Origin of the sequence: Adlercreutzia sp. DFI.6.23 (assembly GCF_024462535.1) — a bacterium.
GTDB lineage: Bacteria > Actinomycetota > Coriobacteriia > Coriobacteriales > Eggerthellaceae > Adlercreutzia > Adlercreutzia rubneri.
Genome location: NZ_JANGBP010000233.1, coordinates 1 through 386 on the forward strand (window position 1 = coordinate 1; position 386 = coordinate 386).

At 47.4% G+C, this 386-nt stretch carries 1 protein-coding gene; it reads left to right on the forward strand.

The window, feature by feature from the left end; all coding sequences use genetic code 11:
- Positions 1-386, forward strand: a 386-nt coding sequence (locus tag NE591_RS13155) for a transposase (RefSeq protein WP_256156853.1), incomplete at both ends; no start/stop codon positions are given.

Consider the following 386-nt stretch of genomic DNA (forward strand, 5'->3'; position numbering starts at 1 on the left):
TTGAAGAACTCATTCTTGCGCTCGCCGCTCCCTATCAGCAGGAACTTACCATTCTTCAAACTGCTCCTGGTATCAGCAGTCCTTTCACTGCCATCGGAATCATTTCCGAAATCGGTACCAATATGGAGGCTTTTCCTTCGGCGAAACACTTGTGCTCATGGGCTGGGCTTACACCAACCAACAATGAAAGCGCAGGGAAGAAAAAATCTGTCCGGGTGTCCAAGGCCGGATGCTACATCAAACCGCTTTTAGTACAGTGCGCAAACGCTGTCGTAAAAAGCACTAAGCATCCTGAAATGCGTAACCGTTATCTCCGTCTCAAAAAGCGTCGCGGTCACAAGAAAGCAATCATTGCAATAGCAAGAATGCTTCTTACCGCATTATAC